Consider the following 20,464-nt stretch of genomic DNA (forward strand, 5'->3'; position numbering starts at 1 on the left):
GGACAGCGCCGGCCGTGAGTGCTGAAACGAGTTCAGCATGACGAATAAGGTGGACGTGAGCCACCTGGCAGCCGCCACCAGGTGAGACTTTCGTGAGACTTTCGGCGGAATTCCGCCATTTCCCACATCGTGGCGCTTACAGGAAACTGTACGGATCCACATCCACCGTCACCCGCGCCTTGGCCGGCCAGTCGAGCGCGCCGAGCCAATCGCGGATCACGTCCTGCACGTCGAGCGCGCGGCGGGCGTGGACCAGCAGGCGGTAGCGGTGTCGCCCGCGCAGCATCGCCAGCGGGGCAGGGGCGGGGCCGTAGACTGCCATGCCCTCGACCTGCGGCGCCGAGCGCCCGACCAGCAGCGCCGTCTCATGGGCACAGGCGCGATCCTCCGAGGAGACCACGATCGCCGCATAGCGCCCGAACGGCGGTGCGCCGGCATCGCGCCGTGCCTCGGTCTCGGCCTCGTAGAACGCCTCGGCATCGCCGGTGACCAGCGCCTGCATCACCTGCGCCTTGGGGCTGTGGGTCTGGATGAACACATGCCCGGGCTTTTCGCCGCGGCCGGCACGGCCCGACACCTGGCGGATCTGCTGGAAGGTCCGCTCCGCCGCGCGCAGGTCGCCGCCCTCGAGGCCGAGGTCGGCATCGACCACGCCGACCAGGGTCAGGTTGGGGAAATGATAGCCCTTGGTGACGAGCTGGGTGCCGACGACGATGTCGATGTCGCCTGCCTCCATTCGGCCGACAAACTCCGCCGCCTTGGCGGGCGACCAGATCGTGTCGGAGGTCACCACCGCTGTTTTTGCCTCGGGGAACAGCGCAGTCACCTCGTCGGCGATCCGCTCCACCCCCGGCCCGCAGGCGACCAGCGTGTCCTCTTCCTTGCACTCGGGGCACAGCCGCGGGATCGGCTCGACATGGCCGCAATGGTGGCAGGCGAGCCGGCGGGTGAGGCGATGTTCCACCATCCAGGCGGTGCAATTGGGGCATTGGAAGCGGTGCCCGCAGGTCCGGCACAAGGTGAGCGGCGCATAGCCGCGGCGATTGAGGAACAACAGCGACTGCTCGCCCTTGGCCAGCGTGTCCGCCATCGCCGAAACGAGCTGCGGCGCCAGCCAGCGGCCGCGCTCGGGCGGGTGCTCGATGAGGTCGATCGGCTCGATTGTCGGCATCTCGGCGGGGCCGTAGCGACCGGGCAGCTTGAGCTCGGCATAGCGGCCGATCTCCACCTGCTGGCGGGTCTCGATCGCCGGCGTCGCCGAGGCGAGGATCACCGGGCAGCCCTCGAACTTGCCGCGCATCACCGCGACGTCGCGGGCGTGGTAATGCACGCCCTCTTCCTGCTTGAAGCTGCTTTCATGCGCCTCGTCGACGATGATCAGCCCGAGGTTGCGATAGGGCAGGAACAGCGCCGAGCGTGCGCCGACGGTGACCAGCGCCTCGCCGCTGGCGATCGCCCGCCAGGCGCGGCGCCGCTGGGTGGAGCGCAGGCCCGAATGCCAGGGCACGGGCTCGCAGCCGAAACGGTCGTGGAAGCGCTTGAGGAACGGTTCGGTGAGCGCGATCTCGGGGAGCAGCACCAGCGTCTGCCGGCCGAGCCGGATCGCCTCGGCGACTGCTTCGAAATAGACCTCGGTCTTGCCCGATCCGGTGACGCCGTCGAGCAGCGTGGGGCGGAAGTCATGGTCGCGCACGCCCGCCGTCAGCACCTCGGCGGCGGCGCGCTGCTGGTCGGAGAGCACGGGCGGGCCGAAACCGGGATCGGGCACCGGATACGGGCTATCAATGCTGACCTCGACCGCCTCCAACGCGCCGCATTTGACGAGGCCGCGGATCACCGCGTCCGAGACCTCGGCGAGCGTGGCGAGCTCGCGGATCAGCCCCTGGCGGTCACCGATTCGCTCGAGCGCCTGCTCGCGCTGCGGGGTGAGCCGCGGCGGCACCTCGCCGGTGGCGCGATATTCGGTTGCGGTGCGCGCACCTTCCAGTGCCGAGGTGGAGGCGAGCGCCATCCGCACCACCGCGGCGGGCGGCGCAAGGTAATAAGCGGCGGTCCATTCGATCAGCCGGCGCAGCGGCGCGCGCAGCGCCGGCGCATCGACCACGCCGAGCAGATTGCGCAGGCGGTTGTCGCCGACCTCGGCGTCCGATGGCAGTCGTTCGGGCTCCCAGGCGACGCCGAGCAGCTGGCGTGGCCCGAGCGGCGCGATCACGATCGATCCGGGCTCCACGGCCATGCCGGCGGGCACCCGATAATCGAGTGGGCCGAGGGCGGAGTTGAGGACGAGGACACGGGCACGGGACGACATCGGCCCTCATATGGGGCCTCGGCGGGGTGGCGTGAAGCGGGTCGTTCGGCGGCGGCCCGGCTCAGCCGGCGGCGCGGTAGCGATCCATCCGCCGGCGCTCGCCGGTGCGGCTGCGCTTGGCGGCATAAAGGATGGTGTCGGCGCGGTGGGTAAAGTCGCGAGCGCTGTGGCAATCCTCGCCGAGCGCGGCGACGCCCACGGTGCCGGCGCTGACCAGGATGATGCCCTTGGCGGCGACCTGCCATTGCAGTGCCTCTTCCAGCCGCCTCGCCAGCTGGTCGGGTGCGTGGACCAGCAGCGAATCCTCGACGATCAGCGCGAACTCGTCGCCGCCGATCCGGGCCGGGGTGCAGCCGGCGAGCCATGGCGCGGTCAGCACCTGGCCCACCCGGCGCAGCACGTCGTCGCCGGCGCTGTGGCCGAGCGTGTCGTTGATCGCCTTGAAGCCGTCGAGGTCGATCAGCGCGAGCAGCAGCGGGCGCTCCTCGCTGCAGGCCCGCTCCATGGCACGGGCCAGCTGCCGGTCGAACGCGGCGCGATTGGCGATGCCGGTCAGCGCGTCGGTATCGGCCGAGTGGCGCAGCGCCAATTCGAGCGCATGGCGTTCGGTGATATCCTGGAACACGCCAACCATCGCCACGGTGCGGCCCTCGACCACATCGGCTTCGGCCATGCTGCGCACCTTGCGCGGCTGGCCGGGCCGGGCGCAGAAATCCACCTCGATGTCGAACGAGCTGCCAGTGGCGATCGCCCGCTCGAACTCGGCCTGGACCACCTCGCGAGCCTCCGGCGGAAACGGCGCCATCGCCTCCTCCAGCGACGGCGTCGCGCCGATCGGCCGTTCGTAGATGGCGAACACGCCATCCGACCAGTCGAGCCGGGCGTCGTTGATCGAGTAGCGCCACGAGCCGATCCGCGCCATCCGCTCGGCCTGGCGGAAGATCCGATCGTGCCGCACGAGATCGGTGGAAAGCTGCTGGCTGGCGGTGGCGAGCCGCACCGCCTCCAGCGCGGTCTGCCGCGCCGCGATCAGCGCCTCGGCAAGGGAAGCAAGGTGCAGCAGCGCGGCGCGGCCGGCGGCGTTCAGCGACCGGGGCGCGGTGTCGGTGACGCACAGCGCCCCGATCGGCTGCCGCTGCCCGTCGCCGTCGATCGCATGGATCGGCATGCCGGCATAGAAGCGGACGGTGTCGGAACGGGTCAGCGGATTGGCGGCGAAGCGCGCGTCTGCAGCGGCGTCGTCGATCACCATCGGCGTCGATCCACGGATGGTGTGGTCGCAGAACGCCATGTCGCGGGGCAGGTTCTGGATATCGTTGGGCGTGCCGGCCTTGATCCACTGGCGGTCGCGATCGATCAGCGTGAGCAGTGCCATCGGGCAGCCGAGCATCTGCGCCGCCAGCGCCACCAGCGCGTCGAACTCCTGTTCCGGCGCGGTGTCGAGCAGGTCGAGCGAGTGGAGGGTGGCCAGGCGCTGCTCGTCTTGCACGGGCGAGATCGGAGGGACGGCAGCGGACATCGTAGCTTGCTCTGCCACGAACCGAGTTAATATTGTTTGCAGTAGAAACCTCATGGGGCTCATGCAGCGCCATGGTTGAGGATATTCCTGTCTCGCTGACGCTGGCCTGGAGCGAGCATCTCGGTCGCGACCGCCGTCGCTCGGTGCACACCGTGCGGGCGTACGAGGCGACTGCGGTGCGGCTGGTCGCCTTCCTCAGCGAGCATTGGGGCGGCGAAATGAGCCGTGAGCGGCTGACGCAGCTCGAGGCGGCGGACCTGCGGGCCTTCCTGGCGCAGCGGCGCGCGGAGGGGCTGGGCAATGCATCGGCGGCGCGCGAGCTGTCGGCGGTGCGGGGCTTCCTCGCCTGGGCCAACCCCGATGCCGCGGCGCCGCGCCTCAAGGGGCCGCGGGTCAAGAAGGGATTGCCGCGCCCGATCTCGCCCGCCGAGGCGATCGCACTTGCCGAGGAGGTCGCCGACGATGCCGCCGAGCCGTGGATGGGCTTTCGCGACTGGGCGGTGCTGATGCTGCTCTACGGCGCGGGCCTTCGCATCGGCGAAGCGATCGGCTTGCCGGCCGGGGTGATGCCGCTCGGTGCCACCCTCAGCGTCACCGGCAAGCGGGACAAGACGCGGCTGGTGCCGCTGCTGCCCCAGGTCCGCGAGGCGGTGGAGCGCTATGCGGCGGCGGTGCCTTGGCCGCTGGTGCGGACCGAACCGCTGTTCCGCGGCGCCAAGGGCGGCCCGTTGTCACCGGCGGTGGTGCGCCGAGCAGTTCGCGGCGCGCGGGCGCGGTTGGGCTTGAGCGAACGGACCACGCCGCACGCGCTACGCCACAGCTTCGCCACCCATCTGCTCGGCCGTGGCGCGGATCTGCGGGCGCTGCAGGAGCTGCTCGGCCACGCCAGCCTAAGCTCGACGCAGATCTACACTCAGGTGGATGCGGCGCATCTGCTCGACGTCTACCGCAACGCCCATCCGCGGGCGTAGCCGCCGAGCGGCCTAAGCCGCTCGCGCGGCGACCTTGCGTTCGATCGCATCCCAGATCAGCCCGGCGACATCGGTGCCGTCGAACCGCTCGATCGCGACGATGCCGGTCGGCGAGGTGACGTTGATCTCGGTCAGCCACTCGCCGCCGATCACGTCGATGCCGACGAACAGCAGTCCGCGACCCTTGAGCTCCGGCCCGAGCACCGCGCAGATCTCGCGCTCCTTGTCCGTCAGCTCGGTCTTCACCGCGGAGCCGCCGACCGCGAGGTTGGAGCGGATCTCGCCTTCGCCCGGCAGGCGGTTGATCGCGCCGGCAACCTCGCCATCGACCAGCACGATGCGCTTGTCGCCCTTGGCGACCGCGGGAAGGAACGCCTGCACCATGTGCGGCTCGCGCCAGGTTTGGTTGAACACCTCGATCAGCGCCGACAGGTTGGCGCCGTCGCTGCCGACCTTGAAGATCGCCTTGCCGCCGTTGCCGTGGAGCGGCTTGATCACGATCTCGCCATGCTCGGCGAGGAACGCGCGGGCCTCGTCGAGGCTGCGGGTGATCAGCGTCGGCGGCATGAACTGCGCGTAATCGAGCACGAACACCTTCTCGGGCGCGTTGCGGACGCTGACGGGATCGTTGACCACCAGGGTGCGGCCGGCGATCCGCTCGAGCAGATGGGTGGCGGTGATATAGCCGAGGTCGAACGGCGGATCCTGGCGCATCAGCACGACATCGGCCTCGGCCCCAAGATCGAGGCTCACCGGATCGCCTGCCGCAAAATGATCGCCGACCACGCGCTGTACCTTCACCGGCCGCGCTGCTGCCCACACCCGGCCGGCCGCATAATTGAGATCCTCAGCGGCATAATGAAACAGCCGGTGCCCGCGCGCCTGCGCCGACAGCATCAGCGCGAAGCTCGAATCGCCCGCGATGTTGATGCTTTCCAGCGGATCCATCTGGACGGCGACGGTAAGGCTCATGCGGCAACTCCTGCAGGGACGTGCGGGCATGTAGGCGCGGGATGCAGCGAAGTCACCGGGCTGTGGCGCTCACCCGATCCAGGCGTTCTCGATGTGTCGGGGCCGTGCCCCCGGCGCGAGCAGGATCACGTCGACACGGATGTCGTCGCCGGCGCGGGCGTAGCGCGCCATCAGCACCTCGGCCGCCGCGGCGACCCGGGCCAGCCGGCGCTCGTCGATGGCATGATCGAGCTCGGCGACCGACTTGCGGGTCTTGACCTCGACGAACGCCACCAGATTGCCGCGCCGCGCGACCAGATCCACCTCGCCGGCAGGCGTCCTCACCCGGCGGTCCAGGATCTGCCAGCCCTTTAGGCGCAGCCACCAGCCCGCCAGCCGCTCGCCGCGCCGACCGGCAGCCTCGGCGACGCGGCGGTCCCTCATTGCGGCGCCGTGTCCTTCATCGCCAGCGCTCGGGCGTAGAGCTTCTTGCGGTCCAGCCCCAGCCGCTTGGCGACCTCGCCCGCTGCCTTGGCGATCGGCAGCCTCGTCAACGCCTCGGCAAGCGCAGCGTCGGCGTCTTGCTCGGTCGCCGGCGGTGCGTCGCCCGGCGGCGCCACCACCACCACGATCTCGCCCCTCGGCGGGGCGTCGGCGTAGCGCACGGCGAGGCTGGCGAGGGTGCCGGTGACTGCCTCCTCGAATCGTTTGGTGATCTCGCGCGTCACCGCCGCCTCGCGATCGCCGAGTACGGCGGCGAGCGTCGCCAGGCAGGCGCCGAGGCGGGGCCCCGACTCGTAGAGCACCAGCGTCGCGCGGACGCCGGCCACCTCGGCAATCGCATCGGCGCGCGCCTTCTCCTTGGGCGGCAGGAAACCAAGGAAGAGGAAGCGGTCGGTCGGCAAGCCGGCGAGCGTCAGCGCCGCCACCGCCGCGCACGGGCCGGGGATGGTGACGACGAGGTGTCCGGCAGCGCGCGCGTCGCGCACCAATTTGTAGCCCGGATCGGAAATCAGCGGCGTACCGGCATCGGAAACGAGCGCTACCGCCTCGCGCGCCATTCGCGCGATCAGCCCGGGGCGGACGCCCTCGGCGTTGTGGTCGTGATAGGGCATCATCGGCCGCTTGACGCCAATGTGGCGCAGCAGCCCGGCGGTCACGCGGCTGTCCTCCACCGCGACCACGTCGGCGCGGGCGAGGATGTCGGCCGCGCGCGGCGATAGGTCACCGAGATTGCCGATCGGGGTTGCAACGATGTAGAGCCCGGGATCGAGAGCCGTTGGTTCGGGCGGGTTCGTCTTCAAAGCAGTCACAAGGATCGTCATGGCAGAGGCAGCTACACTTGCACAGCCACGTGCAGCGTTACCGGCGGGGCCGCTGAGCGTGGAGGCCATGTGGCGGCCGGCGCGCTGGCTGGCGATTGCCGCCGCGGGCCTGCTCGGCGCCTGCTCGACGGTGGTGCCGCGCGGCCCGGTCGAGGCGCCGCAGCAGCGCCCGGCCAATCGGCCGGCGGCGACCCGCCCCGACACCGTGGAGCAGGGCCTGCCGCGCGACGCCCAGCGTAACCGGGTGGCACTGCTGGTGCCGCTGTCGGGTAGCAACGCCGGGGTCGGCCGCTCGATCGCCAACGCCACCATGCTCGCGGTGCTCGACACCGGCACCGACAAGGTGCGCATCACCAATTACGACACCGCCGGTGGCGCCGCCGCCGCGGCACGACGTGCCATCGCCGAGGGCGCGCAGCTGATCCTCGGGCCATTGCTGTCGGACGACGTTCGCGCGGTCGCGCCGATCGCCCATGCCGCGGGCGTGCCGGTGCTTGGCTTCTCCAACGATGCCAGCGTCGCCGGCGCCGGCACCTATCTGATGGGCTATGCACCTGCCCAGTCGATCGACCGGGTGGTCGGTTATGCGCGCAGCCGGGGTGTCACCAGCTTTGCCGGGCTGGTGCCCAACGGCCTGTATGGCGAGCGCGCCTCGACGGCCTTCCTGCGCACCGTTGAAGCCGCGGGCGGCCAGGTCGTGTCGCTGCAGACCTATACCCGCGCGCCCGGCGGGATCAGCGCCGCGGTCACCCGCCTCAACACCAAGGCGCCGTTCGGCGCGGTGCTGGTCGCCGACGGCGCGACCTCGGCTGCGGCGGCGGCGCCGCTGGTCAAGCGTGGCAGCGGTGCCTCCACACGCATCCTCGGCACCGAATTGTGGAATTCGGAAAACGGGCTCGGCGCCAAGCCAGGGCTCGCCGGCGCCTGGTTCGCGAGCGTCGCCGATGGGCTCTACCGCCAATATGCTGCCAAATACCGCGCCCGCTACGGTGCCGCGCCGTACCGCCTGTCGAGCCTCGGCTATGACGCGGTGCTGCTGACGGTGAAGATCGCGCGCGACTGGCCGGTCGGGCGGCCGTTCCCCGAGAACAAGCTCAGCGACAGCGGCGGCTTTGCCGGCATCGATGGCGCGTTCCGCTTCGGCCGTGACGGCGTCGCCGAGCGCGCGCTCGAGGTGCAGGAGATCCAGAACGGCACCACAGTGACGGTGTCACCGGCGCCGGGCGGCTTCAGCCGCTGACGCGATCGAGAACCAGCGCGGGCAGGATCGCGTCGAGCAGTAGCGCGCCTGCCTCCGTGACGGCGAGGCGATCGCCGTCACGGCTGATCAGACCCTGATCGCTCATCCGTGCGGCCGCGGCGTCGTCGATCGGCGCGCGGCCGCCGGCAAGCGCGGCGACGCGGGCGAGATCGACGCCTTCGCGCAGCCGCAGGCCCATCACCAGGACCTCGGTGGCGCGGTCATGGGGATCGAGCAGCTCCTCCAGCTCCATGCCATGGCCGTTGCGCGCCACCGCTGCCAGCCAGTTCTCGGGCTTCTTGCGCCTCGCGGTCGCAAGGCCGCCGCGTCGGCCATGCGCGCCGGGGCCGACCCCGGCGTAATCGCCGTAACGCCAATAAGTGAGATTGTGCCGGCTCTCCGCGCCTAGCCGGGCATGGTTGGAGGTCTCATAGGCGGGCAGGCCGGCCGCGGCGGTCATCGCCCTCGTCGCCTCGAACAGATCGGCGGCGCTGTCGCCATCGGGGATGGTCAGCCGGCCCTGCGCCGCCTCGGTGGCGAACCGGGTGCCGGGCTCGATGGTGAGTTGATAGAGCGAGAGATGCTCGGTGCCGAACGACAGCGCCCGGGTGAGCTCGGCCTGCCAGGCCGCCATGCCCTGCCCGGGCAGCGCGTAGATCAGGTCGAAGCTGACCCGTGGAAACACCGCCTGCGCCACGTCGAGCGCTGCCAGCCCTTCGTCGACGCCATGCGCGCGGCCCAGGAAGCGCAGCGCCTCGTCGTCGAGCGATTGCAGCCCTAGCGAGGCGCGGTTGACGCCGGCGGCGGCGAGATCGGCGAAGCGCGAGGCTTCCACCGAAGATGGGTTTGCCTCCAGCGTGATCTCGATCCCCGGCGCGAATCCCCAGGCGCGCTCGGCGGCATCGAGGATCGCGGCGACGGTGGCCGGCGGCATCAGCGAAGGCGTGCCGCCGCCAAAGAAGATCGAGCCCAGCTGCCGCCCCGGCAGTTCGGCGACCTCATGAGCAAGGTCGGCGAGCAAGGCGGTGCGCCACGCGTCCTGGTCGACCGCATCGCGGACATGGCTGTTGAAATCGCAATAAGGACATTTGGAGACGCAGAACGGCCAATGGACGTAGAGGGCGAGCGGCGCTTGTGTCTTGTCGGGGTTCATCTTGGCGCCGATATGGACCTCGCCATGCTCAAACGCCACCTTCTCGCCGCGATGCTGCTGCTCACCGCCTGCGCACAGGTGCCCGGACGCGTCGTCGAGCCGCGCACCAGCGATCAGCCGGCGCCGCGTGGGGCGGGGTTGCTCCGCCAGGCGATGCTGGCCGGGCAGAATGCCGCGCGCGCCGAGGTGGGCGTGCCGCCGCTGGTGTGGGACGAGCGGCTGGCGGATTCGGCACGAGCCTATGCGCAGACGATGGCACGAACCGGCAAGTTCGAGCACGCCAAGCAGCCGATCGACATGAGCCGGCAGGGCGAGAACCTATGGACCGGCACGCGCTACGCTTATGGCTATGACGAAATGGTCGGCCACTGGGTGGCCGAGAAGAAGGATTTCGTGAACCTGCCGACGCCCAACTTCAGCCGCAGCGGGCGCTGGGAGGATGTCGCCCATTACACTCAGATCGTCTGGCGCGGCTCGACCGCGATGGGCTGCGCGATGGCGAGCAGCCCGACCGATGATTATCTGGTCTGTCGCTACTCGCCGCCGGGCAATGTCTGGGGCCACGCGGCGTTCTGAAGCCGCCGTGCGTGCGCCGGTTCAGAAGATTGCTGCGACCATCTGCTTGAACGCCGCGGCGCGGTGGCTGATCGCCTGCTTCTCCTCGGGTGCCAGTTCGGCGAACGTCCGCGTCTCGCCGTGCGGCACGAACACCGGGTCGTAGCCGAAGCCGACGGTGCCGCGCGGCGGCCAGGTCAGCGCGCCCTCGGCGCGGCCCTCGAACCATTCGACATGGCCGTCGGGCCAGGCAAGCGCGAGCACCGAGACAAAATGCGCGTCGCGACCGGCATCCGGCCCCTTGGCGGCGAGCGCGTCTTCCACCTTGCGCATTGCCAGGTTCCAGTCGCGCCCGCTCGGCGTCTCCGCCCAATTGGCGGTGTACACCCCCGGGTCACCGTTCAGCGCATCGACGCACAGCCCGCTGTCGTCCGCCAGCGCCGGCAAACCCGACAGATCGGCGGCGCTGCGGGCTTTTAGTTCGGCGTTGGCGAAGAAGGTGGTGCCGGTCTCCTCGGGCTCGGGAAGATCGAGCGCCGCTGCCAACACCGTTTCGATGCCATAAGGCCGCAACAGCGCCTCGATCTCCCGGACCTTGCCGGCATTGTGGCTGGCGATCACCAGCTTGCCCGGCTGGAGCTTGCGGATGGCCTGGCGACCGGTGTCGGCGGCGTTGGTCATGCGGTTGCCCGTTCCTGCGCGGCGAAGATGTCGGTGCAGCCGATCCGCGCCAGCCGCAGCAGGCGCAGCAGCGCCTCCTCGTCATAGGTCGCATGCTCGGCCGTGGCCTGCGCCTCGGCGATATGGCCGTTCTCGAGCAGCACGAAATTGGCGTCGGCGTCGGCGTTCGAATCCTCGTCATAGTCGAGGTCGAGCACCGGCGTGCCCTGGTAGATGCCGCAGGAGACGGCGGCGACCTTCTGCTTGATCGGATCGGCCGACAGCTTGCCCTCGACGAGCAGCTTGTTGACCGCGAGCCGCATCGCAACCCAGGCGCCGGAGATCGACGCGGTGCGCGTGCCGCCATCGGCCTGGATCACGTCGCAATCGAGCACGATCTGGCGCTCGCCGAGCAGCTTCATGTCCATCACCGAGCGCAGGCTGCGGCCGATCAGCCGCTGGATCTCCTGGGTACGGCCTGATTGCTTGCCCTTGGCCGCCTCGCGGTTGGAGCGGGTGTGGGTGGCGCGCGGCAGCATGCCATATTCCGCCGTCACCCAGCCTTCGCCCTTGCCGCGCATGAACGGCGGCACCCGCTCCTCGATCGAGGCGGTGACGAGCACGCGCGTGTCGCCGAAGCCGATCAGCACCGACCCTTCCGCATGGCGGGTGAAATGGGGCTGGATGGTGATGGCACGCATCTGGTCTGGCGTGCGGCCGCTGGGGCGCATGAAATGAGTCTCCTGTCGTTCAGGTGCGGAGCCCTAGACGGCGGTGGGCTGCGGCGCCAGTAGCCGCGCTTCCGGGAGAGACAGATGATCAAGACCATGACCGCGGGCCTGTGCGCGCCGATCGCCCTCTTGGCGCTGGCGGGGTGCGCGACGCCAGGCCAGGTGCCGGTCACCACCGCGGCGCCAGCTGGGGGGATCGAAACGATCCGCTATGCCACCACCGCCTGCCATGGCTTCTGCCCGGTCTATACGGTGACGGTATCGTCGGACGGCGTCGGCGTGTTCGAGGGCGAGCAGCACGTCGCCGCGACCGGTGCGCACCGCTTCACGGTGACGCCCGCCCAGTTCCTCGGCTTCAAGCAGCGGCTCGCGCCGTTCCGGCCCGCCGGCGAGGCCGTCTACCAGCCCGACCAGCCGCTGTGCGGCCCGGCCGTGACCGATCTGCCGGGGGTCGACATCCGCTGGCAGCAGCCGGGGACGGCATCGAGCCATCTCGATTTCTACTACGGCTGCGGCGGCGAACCGGCGCGGACGATGCGCGACGGCCTGCGCGCCGCGCCCGAGGCGCTGCCGATCGCCGATCTGATCGGCAAGCGTTGAGTCGTTGAGCGTGGGGCGAAGCCCGCCTACATGTCGCTGATGGTCGCACCCCCCGTGTCCGAACTGACCGATCGCGCCCGCGACATCTTTCGCGCGGTGGTGGACGGCTATGTCGACAGCGGCATGCCGATGGGATCGAAGAGCATCGCGCTCGCCTCCGGGCTCAACCTGTCGCCGGCGTCGATCCGCAACGTCATGCAGGAGCTGGAGGAACTGGGGCTGCTCGCCAGCCCGCACACCAGCGCCGGGCGGATCCCCACCGAGCGCGGTCTGCGATTGTTTGTCGACGGCATGATGCAGGCGCTTGAGCCGAGCGCGGAAGAACGCGCCGCGATCGAGGCGCGGGCCGGGGTGGGTGGTCCGGTGGAGGAGGCGCTGGCGGCGACCACCGCGGCGCTCTCCGGCCTGTCGGCCTGCGCGGGGCTGGTGATGGTCCCCAAGCGCGAGCTGGCGCTGCGATCGATCGGTTTCGTCGCGCTGTCGCCGACGCAGGGCATGGCGGTGCTGGTCAGCGAGGATGGCTCGGTGGAGAACCGAGTGATCCAGCTGCCGGCGGGGATGACCTCCTCGGCGCTGGCCGAGGCGGGCAATTACATGACGGCGACGCTGTCCGGGCTGACGCTGGCCGAAGCGCGTAGCCGGGTAGAGCGCGAACTGGCGGAAGGGCAGGCGGCGCTCGACGGCGCCGCGCGCTCGCTGGTCGAGCAGGGCCTCGCGGTGTGGAGCGAGGACGGTAACCGCCGCCCGGTGCTGATCGTGCGCGGGCAGGGACGGCTGATCGACACCGCCGCGGCCGCCGACCTCGAACGGGTCCGCGACCTGCTCGACGATCTCGAGGGCAAGCAGGAGATCGCCCATCTGCTGGACAGCGCCCGTGCCGGCGATTCCACCCGCATCTTCATCGGCGCGGAGAACAAATTGTTCGCGCTGTCGGGCTCGTCGGTGATCGCGCGGCCGTTCCGTGGCCCCGGCGGGCGGGTGGTCGGCGTGGTGGGCGTGATCGGGCCGACGCGGTTGAACTATGCCCGCGTCGTGCCCATGGTGGATTTCACAGCGGCGACCATCGCCCGATTGATGGCCTGAACAGGGAATAGAATGACCGACAACACCACCACCGACACCGACAATCTGCGCCAGGAAACCGCCGAAGCCGCGCCCGAAGTTGCCGAGCACGACCAGGGCCAGGCGCGGATCGCGGAGCTGGAGGATCAGCTCGCCGAGGCCAAGCAGCAGGTGCTTTATGCCCAGGCCGAGATCCAGAACGTCCGTCGCCGCGCCGAAAAGGAAGCGCAGGACGCCCGCAATTATGCCTCGACCAATTTCGCGCGCGACATCCTCTCGGTCGCGGACAATCTGTCTCGCGCGCTCACCGCGATCCCGGGCGACCTGCGCAATGACGAGAAGATGAAGAGCCTCGTGGTCGGCCTGGAAGCGACCGGCCGCGAGCTCGACAGCGTGTTCAGCCGCAACGGCATCACCAAGGTGGAGGCGATGGGCGCCGCGCTCGATCCCAACAAGCACCAGGCGATGATGGAAGTGCCGAGCGACGCAGAGCCCGGCACGATCGTCCAGGAAATGCAGGCGGGTTACATGATCAAGGACCGGCTGCTGCGCCCGGCGCTGGTCGGCGTCGCCCGCAAGCCGGACTGAGCCTGGCGCCAGCCCAACCGGTCATCCCTTGTCGTCCCGGTGCACCCGAGGTGGCATGAGAATGACCGGTAACTAGCGGCGCTAGACTTGGGCAGCTTTGAGCGCCGCGTTGATCCGCGCCTGCCAGCCGCGGCCGGTAGCGCGGAACTTCGCCAATACCTCGGGATCGAGACGCAGCGTCACCTGTTGCTTGGTCGGCGCTCGCTGCACGCCGCGCATCCGAACCTGTCGTTCGACCAGCGCCTGCTGCAACGCTGCTTCGCTGACGCTGAAATCGTCAGGATCATCCGGATCCGCCGGGATGGCGATGGTATCCTCGGGCCTCGGCATCGTTGCTCTTCCTCACTGAAATAAAGCGGACGGTTTCTTCCCGGCGCACATAGACGGCGGTCCACAGCCGGTCCTCGACCATGCCGATCACCTTGAAGCGATCCTCCCCATCCTCAGGCCGCGCCGCGCTGATGACGAGGGCAGCAGCATCGGTGAAAAGCTGCTCGCCAAACTCCAGCGAGACACCGTGTTTGGCGAGGTTGATCGCGTCCTTGGCGGGGTCGAATGCGATCCGCATGTCTTATTGTAACTACAATCAGACTCGTTATCAAGTGGACTTCGTCGCCACCGAGCCGCTACACCAATATCATGAACGCCAATCTCACCGCCGATCGCGCCACCTTCGTCACCCACCTCGAATGCTCGCTGACCGGCGAGCGCTATGAGGCGGACCAGCTTCACGGCCTGTCCGCGGCGGGCAAGCCGCTGCTGGTGCGCTACGACCTCGACGCGGTGAAGGCCAACCTGCCGCGGCCGCTGCTCGAGGCGCGGCCGACCGACTTGTGGCGCTGGCGCGAATTGCTGCCCGTGCGCCACACCGCCGACATCGTCAGCCTTGGCGAAATCGAGACGCCGCTGGTGCCGATCGGCAAGTCCGGCGGCCCCAACGTGCTGGTCAAGGACGAGGGGCGGCTGCCCACCGGTTCGTTCAAGGCGCGCGGGCTGGTGATGGCGGTGGCGATGGCCAAGGAACTCGGTGTCACCAGGATCGCGATGCCGACCAACGGCAATGCCGGCGCCGCGCTTGCGGCTTATGCCAGCCGCTGCGGGATCGAGACGATCGTGTTCTGCCCCGAGGACACGCCCGAGGTGAACGTCCGCGAGATCGCGATGCAGGGCGCGCGGGTGTGGCGGGTCAACGGGTTGATCGACGATTGCGGTGCGATCGTCGGCAAGGGCGCCGCAGAGGGGCGCTGGTTCGATTTCTCGACGCTGAAAGAGCCCTATCGGATCGAGGGCAAGAAGACGATGGGGCTGGAGCTCGCCGCGCAGCTCGGCTGGAAGCTGCCGGATGCGATCTTCTACCCCACCGGTGGCGGCACCGGTCTGATCGGCATGTGGAAGGCGTTCGACGAGCTGGAAAAGCTCGGCTGGATCGGGCCCGAGCGCCCGCGGATGTATGCGGTCCAGGCCTCGGGCTGCGCGCCGATCGTGCGCGCGTTCGAGGAAGGCGTGGAACATGCCGAGCGCTGGGAGGATGCCTCCACCGTGGCGATGGGCATCCGCGTGCCGAAGGCGATCGGCGATTTCCTGATCCTGCGCGCGGTGCGCGAGAGCGGCGGCAAGGCGCTCGGCGTCGGCGATCCCGCGATCCTCAAGGCGGTGGACGATTGCGCGCGCCGCGACGGCCTGCTGCTCTGCCCCGAAGGCGGCGCGACGCTGGCGGCGTATAAGGAGGCGCTGCGCTCCGGCGAGGTGGACGAGGACGAGCAGGTGGTGCTGTTCAATTGCGCGACCGGGCTGAAATATCCGATGCCCGAGGCACCGCAGGCGCTGGATCGCCACCAGCCGATAGATTTCGATGCGCTGTAGGAAGTTGGCCGCCGGTACGCTTTTCGCCGGCCGCCAGCATTGCTGCCTTCTTCGTCATCCTGAACGTGGTTCAGGGCCCATCACCGGCGGCGTCCATGAGCGGAGCGGCCTGGCCATGGATGCTAAAACGAGTTCAGCATGACGGCGGGGAACTAGGGGCGAGCTGCCCGCTCAATCCTTCGGGAAGAAGCGCTCGATCACATTGGCCGCGAGCCGCGCCGGCCGGTGCGTCGTCGCATCCAGGCAGCACCAGCTCGATTTGACCTCGGCGAGCACTTCCTCGCCGCGCTTGATCACCGTCTCGTAGAATGCCCGCGCACCCTGAACCTTCTCCAGCAGCACGGTGGCGATCACCTCGTCGTCGAGGAAGGTCGGCTTGCGATAGGTGATCTCATGCTTGAGCGCGACCCACAGGTGCGTCGCGACCGCATCGGGCGGCGCGAGACGCTGCCAATGGCTGATCACCGCCTCCTGTACCCACTTGAGATAGCTGGCGTTGTTGACATGACCCATGAAGTCGATGTCGGCCGGATCGATGCCGATCGGATAGCTGTGGGGGATCGCGGTGGACACGATAATTCGTGTACCACCAAAAGCTTACCCAAGCGATGACAGATTGGGCCGCGGCGGCATGTTTATCGCTAATGCCGATTAGCGGATCGAGCGGATCAGCCGCCGCGGAACGGCAGCAGCGTGTCATATTGGCCGAGCGGCGGCGCACCGGGCACGCGGGCGCCGTGGCGGAGCAGAAAGGCGTGGCGGACGATCTCGCCTTGCTGCTCGATGCCATAGCGGTGGAGCGGCTGGCCGGGCTTCAGCGCATAATCGTAGCGGCACCACGGGTGGCGGGCGAGCGGCAGAAAGATGCCGCGCTGGTGCTGCCAGACGTGGACCATCTCATGGATGAACAGGCCCTGGTCGGTAAGCGCGGCGGCGGCGAAATCGTCGCGATAGCCGGTGCCATGGGGGTGAAAATGGATGCAGCCGCGCGGCGCCATCACCGTGTCGCGCGGCTGGAAGAAGGCCCATTTGCGCCGCACGATCCGTACCGGGGCATAATCGATCGCGTCGCCGAACACCGATCCCGCCAGCGCGATCTCGCCGGCCGTCAGCGCGCGCCCCGACATCGTATTGGCGTCGGCCATCGCGATCAGGCGTCGGGCATCGGCTGGCCTGGGCCGACCACGATGGCGGTGGTCACCAGCCGCTGGCCATCGGCGAAGCTCAGCGTGACCACCGGCCGCCGGCCGCCGGGCTTGATCCCGGGATTGACGTCGAACAGCATCACGTGGCGGCCGCCCGGCGCGAAGACGATGTCGGCGCGCGCCGGGACGGCCAGCCGCGCGAGCGGCGCCATCGTCGTCATCCCGCGCTTGGCCATGCTCTCGTGCATCTCGCTGCTCACCGTCACGTCGGTGGTAACGCCGATCAGCGTCACCGGCAGCGGGCCGCCATGGAGGGTAAAATAGAGCGCCGAAGGCCGGCTCGGCACCGCGGCGAGCCGCACCCAGGCCTGCTCCACGGTCGGCGTGTCGGGGCTGGTGCACCCGGTCGTCACCGCCGCGCCGAGCGCCAGCGCCATCACCGTTCGCATGCCGTCCCTCCCGTACCGATCTCCCGGTTCGGGAAATCTCCGATGCGCTCTAGGTTCCGCGCCTTCTTGCGGCAAGCGGGCGCCCCCCTATATCCGGCCTAGCAACGGGAAATTGCGCAGCCGTAACGGGGCGTCGTTTCCCATGGTTTTTTTGTTCGTGAGGGGCTGAAGAGCACACATGGCTAAAGTTATCGGTATCGATCTCGGCACTACCAACAGCTGCGTCGCAGTGATGGAAGCCGGCAAGCCCAAGGTCATCGAGAATGTCGAGGGCGCGCGCACCACGCCGTCGATTGTCGCCTTCGCCAAGGATGGCGAGCGACTGGTCGGCCAGCCGGCCAAGCGCCAGGCGGTCACCAACGGCGACAACACCATCTTCGCGGTGAAGCGCCTGATCGGCCGCCGCTTCGACGACCCGATCACCAAGAAGGACACCGAGCTGGTGCCGTACAAGATCGCGCGCGGCCCGAACGGCGACGCGTGGGTCTCGGCCGGCGGCAAGGATTATTCGCCGTCGCAGATCTCGGCGTTCACGCTGCAGAAGATGAAGGAGACCGCGGAGTCGTATCTCGGCGAGACGGTCACGCAGGCGGTCATCACCGTGCCGGCCTATTTTAACGACGCCCAGCGCCAGGCAACCAAGGATGCCGGCCAGATCGCCGGCCTCGAGGTGCTGCGCATCATCAACGAGCCGACCGCGGCGGCGCTCGCCTACGGCCTCGAGAAGCAGGACGGCAAGACGATCGCGGTTTACGATCTCGGCGGCGGCACGTTCGACGTCTCGATCCTCGAGATCGGCGACGGCGTGTTCGAGGTGAAGGCCACCAACGGCGACACCTTCCTGGGTGGTGAGGATTTCGACAACAAGCTGGTCGAATATCTCGCCGAGGGCTTCAAGAAGGACGAGGGCATCGACCTCGCCAAGGACAAGCTCGCGCTGCAGCGGCTCAAGGAAGCCGCGGAGAAGGCCAAGATCGAGCTGAGCTCGGCGGCGTCGACCGAGGTCAACCTGCCGTTCATCACCGCCGACCAGAACGGCCCCAAGCATCTCGTGCGCACCATCACCCGCACCGATCTCGAAAAGCTGGTCGATGATCTGATCAAGCGCACCATCGAGCCGATGAAGAAGGCGCTCGCCGATGCCGGCGTGAAGACCGACGACATCAGCGAAGTGGTGCTGGTCGGCGGCATGACGCGCATGCCCAAGGTGCGCGAAGCGGTGAAGAACTTCTTCGGCAAGGAGCCGCACACCGGCGTCAACCCGGACGAGGTCGTCGCGATGGGCGCCGCGATCCAGGCCGGCGTGCTGCAGGGCGACGTCAAGGACGTGCTGCTGCTCGACGTGACGCCGTTGTCGCTCGGCATCGAGACGCTGGGTGGCGTCTTCACCCGGATGATCGATCGCAACACGACGATCCCGACCAAGAAGAGCCAGACCTATTCGACCGCGGACGACAACCAGGGCGCGGTGACGATCCGCGTGTTCCAGGGCGAGCGCGAGATGGCCGCGGACAACAAGATCCTCGGCCAGTTCGACCTGGTCGGCATCCCGCCGGCGCCGCGCGGCGTGCCGCAGATCGAGGTCACCTTCGACATCGACGCCAACGGCCTCGTCAACGTCTCGGCCAAGGACAAGGGCACCGGCAAGGAGCAGCAGATCCGCATCCAGGCGTCGGGCGGCCTCAGCGACAACGACATCGAGCAGATGGTGCGCGATGCCGAGCAGTTCGCCGAGGAGGACAAGAAGCGTCGTGCCGGCGCCGAGGCGAAGAATAACGCCGAATCGCTGATCCACACTACCGAGCGCCAGCTCGCGGACAATGGCGACAAGGTCGACGACGCCTTGAAGTCGGAGATCCAGGGCGCGATCGACACCGCCAAGGCGGCGGTCGAAAGCGGCGATGCCGATCGCATGACCGAGACGAGCCAGGCGCTTGCCCAGGTCGCGATGAAGCTCGGCCAGGCGATCTACGAGAAGCAGGCCCAGGCCGATGCGTCGCCGCATGGTGGTGCCGATGAGGCGCCCAAGGACGATGTGGTCGATGCCGAATTCTCGGAAGTCGACGACCACAAGGCGTAAGCGGGATGAATACCCCCCGTCATGCCGGCGAAAGCTGGCATCTCGTGCCGCAGGGGCTTTCCTTAGCGGCGCGAGACCCCAGCCTGCGCTGGGGTGACGGCGGGGAATTCGGGGGCCAAGTATGAGTACCGAGATCGACTATTACGAGCTGCTCGAATGCGAGCGGACCGCGGATGCGGGGACGATCAAGTCGTCCTACCGCAAGCTCGCGATGAAATATCACCCCGACAAGAATGCGGGGTGCAAGGACAGCGAAGCCAAGTTCAAGGCGGTCAGCGAGGCGTATGACGTCCTCAAGGACCCGCAGAAGCGCGCGGCCTATGATCGCTTCGGCCATGCCGCCTTCCAGAACGGCGGCGGCGGCGGCGGCGGTGGTGGCGCGCAGGATTTCAGCGGCTTCTCCGACATCTTCGAATCGGTGTTTGGCGAGTTCATGGGCGGGCGCGGCGGTGGCGGGCGTGCCCAGCCGCGTCGCGGTGCCGATCTGCGCTACGACATGGAGGTCACCCTCGAGGAGGCGTTCCACGGCAAGTCGACCGAGATCACGGTCGACGTCTCGGCGCAGTGCGACACCTGCCACGGCTCGGGCGCCAAGCCCGGCACGCATGCCTCCACCTGCCGCCAGTGCAACGGCCACGGCAAGGTGCGCGCGCAGCAGGGCTTCTTCGTGGTCGAGCGTGCCTGCCCGGTGTGCCAGGGGTCGGGCGAGGTGATCGCCGACCCGTGCCCGGATTGCCGCGGCGACGGCCGGATCGAACAGACCAAGACGCTTGCCGTCAACGTCCCCCCCGGGGTGGACGAAGGCACCCGTATCCGCCTGTCGGGCGAAGGCGAGGCGGGCCCGCGCGGCGCGCCGGCGGGCGATCTGTACATCTTCCTCCACGTCAAGCGGCACACGCTGTTCGAGCGCGAGGGCACGACGCTGTTCGCGCGCGCGCCGATCAGCTTCACCACCGCCTCTCTTGGCGGTTCGCTATCGATCCCAGGGCTCGACGGGCAGACCCATGAGGTCAAGATCCCGGCCGGAATCCAGTCCGGCAAGCAATTGCGCCAGCGCGGCGCCGGCATGCCGGTGCTGCAGGGCAGGGGGCATGGCGACCTGGTGATCCAGATCGACGTCGAGACCCCGACCAAGCTGTCGACGCGCCAGCGCGAATTGCTCGAGCTGTTCCGCGAAACCGAGACGGGCGACGAATGCCCGGCGACGCAGGGCTTCTTCGCCAAACTGAAGGGCGTATTCGCCGGAGAATGAACGGCGCCGTCA

22 protein-coding genes are annotated in these 20,464 nt (G+C 68.8%); 9 read left to right on the forward strand and 13 right to left on the reverse strand.

Annotation, left to right across the window (positions count from 1 at the left end; genetic code table 11):
- Positions 1–136: 136 nt before the first annotated feature.
- Together OXR60_RS02935 and OXR60_RS02940 are read right to left on the reverse strand one after the other, a co-directional pair.
- Positions 137–2,308 carry a primosomal protein N' gene (locus OXR60_RS02935; RefSeq protein WP_267393859.1) on the reverse strand — a complete coding sequence of 724 codons (2,172 nt, stop codon included), beginning with the start codon at positions 2,306–2,308 and terminating at the stop codon, positions 137–139.
- 61 nt (positions 2,309–2,369) lie between these two features.
- Positions 2,370–3,797, reverse strand: a complete 1,428-nt coding sequence (locus tag OXR60_RS02940; RefSeq protein ID WP_267393861.1) for a GGDEF domain-containing protein — start codon at positions 3,795–3,797, stop codon at positions 2,370–2,372.
- Between the two features lie 101 nt (positions 3,798–3,898).
- Between OXR60_RS02940 and OXR60_RS02945 the strand changes: the two genes are divergently transcribed.
- Positions 3,899–4,798, forward strand: a complete 900-nt coding sequence (locus OXR60_RS02945; protein WP_267393862.1) for a tyrosine recombinase XerC — start codon at positions 3,899–3,901, stop codon at positions 4,796–4,798.
- Positions 4,799–4,810: 12 nt separating this feature from the next.
- On the opposite strand, the gene gshB is transcribed toward OXR60_RS02945, so the two are convergent.
- From gshB to rsmI, 3 genes are all read right to left on the reverse strand, one after another.
- Positions 4,811–5,770 carry a glutathione synthase gene (gshB, locus tag OXR60_RS02950; protein ID WP_267393863.1) on the reverse strand — a complete coding sequence of 320 codons (960 nt, stop codon included), beginning with the start codon at positions 5,768–5,770 and terminating at the stop codon, positions 4,811–4,813.
- A gap of 69 nt (positions 5,771–5,839) precedes the next feature.
- A complete protein-coding gene (locus tag OXR60_RS02955) occupies positions 5,840–6,193 on the reverse strand; it encodes a YraN family protein (protein WP_267393865.1) in 354 nt (117 codons plus the stop codon).
- Positions 6,190–7,074 carry a 16S rRNA (cytidine(1402)-2'-O)-methyltransferase gene (gene rsmI / locus OXR60_RS02960; protein WP_267393867.1) on the reverse strand — a complete coding sequence of 295 codons (885 nt, stop codon included), beginning with the start codon at positions 7,072–7,074 and terminating at the stop codon, positions 6,190–6,192. Before rsmI ends, OXR60_RS02955 begins: the two co-directional genes overlap by 4 nt.
- A 67-nt stretch (positions 7,075–7,141) precedes the next feature.
- Here rsmI and OXR60_RS02965 point away from each other — a divergent pair, with 67 nt between their 5' ends.
- A complete protein-coding gene (locus tag OXR60_RS02965) occupies positions 7,142–8,314 on the forward strand; it encodes a penicillin-binding protein activator (protein WP_267394082.1) in 1,173 nt (390 codons plus the stop codon).
- Here the strand turns inward: OXR60_RS02965 and hemW are convergent.
- Complete coding sequence (gene hemW, locus OXR60_RS02970) at positions 8,304–9,467, reverse strand: radical SAM family heme chaperone HemW (protein WP_267394084.1); 1,164 nt, start codon at positions 9,465–9,467, stop codon at positions 8,304–8,306. The two genes, OXR60_RS02965 and hemW, sit on opposite strands and share 11 nt — an antisense overlap.
- 24 nt (positions 9,468–9,491) lie before the next feature.
- Between hemW and OXR60_RS02975 the strand changes: the two genes are divergently transcribed.
- Complete coding sequence (locus tag OXR60_RS02975; RefSeq protein WP_267393869.1) at positions 9,492–10,043, forward strand: CAP domain-containing protein; 552 nt, start codon at positions 9,492–9,494, stop codon at positions 10,041–10,043.
- Between the two features lie 21 nt (positions 10,044–10,064).
- Here OXR60_RS02975 and rdgB read toward each other — a convergent pair whose 3' ends face one another.
- Positions 10,065–10,703, reverse strand: coding sequence for an RdgB/HAM1 family non-canonical purine NTP pyrophosphatase (gene rdgB, locus OXR60_RS02980; RefSeq protein ID WP_267393870.1), 639 nt, complete (start codon positions 10,701–10,703; stop codon positions 10,065–10,067).
- Positions 10,700–11,413: a ribonuclease PH gene (rph, locus tag OXR60_RS02985; protein WP_267393872.1), complete on the reverse strand. Its 714-nt coding sequence runs from the start codon at positions 11,411–11,413 to the stop codon at positions 10,700–10,702. The genes rdgB and rph overlap by 4 nt, the downstream gene beginning before the upstream one ends.
- Before the next feature lie 84 nt (positions 11,414–11,497).
- Here rph and OXR60_RS02990 point away from each other — a divergent pair, with 84 nt between their 5' ends.
- From OXR60_RS02990 to grpE, 3 genes are read left to right on the forward strand one after another with little or no spacing between them, the layout of a single operon-like run.
- Entirely contained in the window at positions 11,498–12,013 is a 516-nt protein-coding gene (locus OXR60_RS02990) for a DUF6438 domain-containing protein (RefSeq protein WP_267393874.1), read from the forward strand.
- A 39-nt stretch (positions 12,014–12,052) separates the two neighbouring features.
- Complete coding sequence (gene hrcA, locus OXR60_RS02995) at positions 12,053–13,096, forward strand: heat-inducible transcriptional repressor HrcA (RefSeq protein ID WP_267393876.1); 1,044 nt, start codon at positions 12,053–12,055, stop codon at positions 13,094–13,096.
- A gap of 12 nt (positions 13,097–13,108) precedes the next feature.
- Positions 13,109–13,663 (forward strand): nucleotide exchange factor GrpE, encoded by a 555-nt coding sequence (grpE, locus tag OXR60_RS03000; RefSeq protein ID WP_267393878.1) that lies wholly within the window; start codon positions 13,109–13,111, stop codon positions 13,661–13,663.
- 81 nt (positions 13,664–13,744) lie between these two features.
- On the opposite strand, the gene OXR60_RS03005 is transcribed toward grpE, so the two are convergent.
- The gene (locus OXR60_RS03005) at positions 13,745–13,993 is read right to left on the reverse strand and encodes a BrnA antitoxin family protein (RefSeq protein ID WP_267393880.1); all 249 of its coding nucleotides are present in this window, start codon (positions 13,991–13,993) and stop codon (positions 13,745–13,747) included.
- On the reverse strand, positions 13,947–14,231 hold the full coding sequence (locus OXR60_RS03010) for a BrnT family toxin (RefSeq protein ID WP_267393882.1): 285 nt from the start codon (positions 14,229–14,231) through the stop codon (positions 13,947–13,949). The genes OXR60_RS03005 and OXR60_RS03010 overlap by 47 nt, the downstream gene beginning before the upstream one ends.
- A gap of 71 nt (positions 14,232–14,302) precedes the next feature.
- Here OXR60_RS03010 and OXR60_RS03015 point away from each other — a divergent pair, with 71 nt between their 5' ends.
- Positions 14,303–15,526, forward strand: a complete 1,224-nt coding sequence (locus OXR60_RS03015; protein ID WP_267393884.1) for a threonine synthase — start codon at positions 14,303–14,305, stop codon at positions 15,524–15,526.
- A 171-nt stretch (positions 15,527–15,697) separates the two neighbouring features.
- Here the strand turns inward: OXR60_RS03015 and OXR60_RS03020 are convergent, their stop codons facing one another.
- From OXR60_RS03020 to OXR60_RS03030, 3 genes are all read right to left on the reverse strand, one after another.
- Positions 15,698–16,099, reverse strand: coding sequence for a thioesterase family protein (locus tag OXR60_RS03020; protein WP_267393885.1), 402 nt, complete (start codon positions 16,097–16,099; stop codon positions 15,698–15,700).
- A gap of 95 nt (positions 16,100–16,194) precedes the next feature.
- Positions 16,195–16,671: a vgr related protein gene (locus tag OXR60_RS03025; protein ID WP_267393886.1), complete on the reverse strand. Its 477-nt coding sequence runs from the start codon at positions 16,669–16,671 to the stop codon at positions 16,195–16,197.
- 5 nt (positions 16,672–16,676) lie between these two features.
- Entirely contained in the window at positions 16,677–17,120 is a 444-nt protein-coding gene (locus OXR60_RS03030) for a copper chaperone PCu(A)C (RefSeq protein WP_267393888.1), read from the reverse strand.
- A 178-nt stretch (positions 17,121–17,298) separates the two neighbouring features.
- Here OXR60_RS03030 and dnaK point away from each other — a divergent pair, with 178 nt between their 5' ends.
- Both dnaK and dnaJ read left to right on the forward strand, forming a co-directional pair.
- The gene (gene dnaK, locus OXR60_RS03035) at positions 17,299–19,200 is read left to right on the forward strand and encodes a molecular chaperone DnaK (protein WP_267393890.1); all 1,902 of its coding nucleotides are present in this window, start codon (positions 17,299–17,301) and stop codon (positions 19,198–19,200) included.
- Positions 19,201–19,321: 121 nt separating this feature from the next.
- Positions 19,322–20,452, forward strand: a complete 1,131-nt coding sequence (dnaJ, locus tag OXR60_RS03040; protein WP_267393891.1) for a molecular chaperone DnaJ — start codon at positions 19,322–19,324, stop codon at positions 20,450–20,452.
- Positions 20,453–20,464: the final 12 nt, after the last annotated feature.

The organism is Sphingomonas sp. GC_Shp_5 (genome assembly GCF_026540855.1).
Lineage (GTDB): Bacteria > Pseudomonadota > Alphaproteobacteria > Sphingomonadales > Sphingomonadaceae > Sphingomonas.

What these genes read in the sequence shown, in the direction of transcription:
- OXR60_RS02935 (WP_267393859.1), bottom strand. Translation starts at nt 2,308, where the DNA reads ATGTCGTCCCGTGCCCGTGTCCTCGTCCTCAACTCCGCCCTCGGCCCA.
- OXR60_RS02945 (WP_267393862.1), top strand. Translation starts at nt 3,899, where the DNA reads ATGGTTGAGGATATTCCTGTCTCGCTGACGCTGGCCTGGAGCGAGCAT.
- gshB (WP_267393863.1), bottom strand. Translation starts at nt 5,770, where the DNA reads ATGAGCCTTACCGTCGCCGTCCAGATGGATCCGCTGGAAAGCATCAAC.
- OXR60_RS02955 (WP_267393865.1), bottom strand. Translation starts at nt 6,193, where the DNA reads ATGAGGGACCGCCGCGTCGCCGAGGCTGCCGGTCGGCGCGGCGAGCGG.
- rsmI (WP_267393867.1), bottom strand. Translation starts at nt 7,074, where the DNA reads ATGACGATCCTTGTGACTGCTTTGAAGACGAACCCGCCCGAACCAACG.
- OXR60_RS02965 (WP_267394082.1), top strand. Translation starts at nt 7,142, where the DNA reads ATGTGGCGGCCGGCGCGCTGGCTGGCGATTGCCGCCGCGGGCCTGCTC.
- hemW (WP_267394084.1), bottom strand. Translation starts at nt 9,467, where the DNA reads ATGAACCCCGACAAGACACAAGCGCCGCTCGCCCTCTACGTCCATTGG.
- OXR60_RS02975 (WP_267393869.1), top strand. Translation starts at nt 9,492, where the DNA reads ATGCTCAAACGCCACCTTCTCGCCGCGATGCTGCTGCTCACCGCCTGC.
- rdgB (WP_267393870.1), bottom strand. Translation starts at nt 10,703, where the DNA reads ATGACCAACGCCGCCGACACCGGTCGCCAGGCCATCCGCAAGCTCCAG.
- rph (WP_267393872.1), bottom strand. Translation starts at nt 11,413, where the DNA reads ATGCGCCCCAGCGGCCGCACGCCAGACCAGATGCGTGCCATCACCATC.
- OXR60_RS02990 (WP_267393874.1), top strand. Translation starts at nt 11,498, where the DNA reads ATGATCAAGACCATGACCGCGGGCCTGTGCGCGCCGATCGCCCTCTTG.
- hrcA (WP_267393876.1), top strand. Translation starts at nt 12,053, where the DNA reads ATGGTCGCACCCCCCGTGTCCGAACTGACCGATCGCGCCCGCGACATC.
- grpE (WP_267393878.1), top strand. Translation starts at nt 13,109, where the DNA reads ATGACCGACAACACCACCACCGACACCGACAATCTGCGCCAGGAAACC.
- OXR60_RS03005 (WP_267393880.1), bottom strand. Translation starts at nt 13,993, where the DNA reads ATGCCGAGGCCCGAGGATACCATCGCCATCCCGGCGGATCCGGATGAT.
- OXR60_RS03010 (WP_267393882.1), bottom strand. Translation starts at nt 14,231, where the DNA reads ATGCGGATCGCATTCGACCCCGCCAAGGACGCGATCAACCTCGCCAAA.
- OXR60_RS03015 (WP_267393884.1), top strand. Translation starts at nt 14,303, where the DNA reads ATGAACGCCAATCTCACCGCCGATCGCGCCACCTTCGTCACCCACCTC.
- OXR60_RS03025 (WP_267393886.1), bottom strand. Translation starts at nt 16,671, where the DNA reads ATGGCCGACGCCAATACGATGTCGGGGCGCGCGCTGACGGCCGGCGAG.
- OXR60_RS03030 (WP_267393888.1), bottom strand. Translation starts at nt 17,120, where the DNA reads ATGCGAACGGTGATGGCGCTGGCGCTCGGCGCGGCGGTGACGACCGGG.
- dnaK (WP_267393890.1), top strand. Translation starts at nt 17,299, where the DNA reads ATGGCTAAAGTTATCGGTATCGATCTCGGCACTACCAACAGCTGCGTC.
- dnaJ (WP_267393891.1), top strand. Translation starts at nt 19,322, where the DNA reads ATGAGTACCGAGATCGACTATTACGAGCTGCTCGAATGCGAGCGGACC.